The following is a 316-nucleotide window of genomic DNA, read 5'->3' on the forward strand; positions in this document are numbered from 1 at the left end:
TTTAAATTCAGGAGAGTGGTTTCTACGTTTTCTAGTCATCATCTATTCCAATATTTTTGGTTACTATAAAAACAGAACAATCACTTAAAGTCATGTCCGAAAATTGGGGGCCAGTTCTTGTGGTAATGGACGAGCAAGGCGCTTACTTGTTCAAGGTGCACACACTTATAAACACAATGCCAATATATCGACAGAACTACAAAAACGGCAGGAAGGTTTACCTAAAGAAATAACCGATATCGCATGGCAGGCACAGCTTAGACTGTGTCGACGTTACAACCGATTACTAAGCAGAGGTAAACATCGTAATGTTGTG

General features: G+C 39.6%; 1 pseudogene. It reads left to right on the forward strand.

Going from position 1 to position 316, the window contains the following annotated elements:
* Window positions 1-97: 97 nt before the first annotated feature.
* Window positions 98-316, forward strand: a pseudogene (locus HC733_RS22740) (IS110 family transposase); the annotation flags it as partial.

The organism is Pseudoalteromonas sp. S16_S37 (assembly GCF_014694405.1).
Lineage (GTDB): Bacteria > Pseudomonadota > Gammaproteobacteria > Enterobacterales > Alteromonadaceae > Pseudoalteromonas.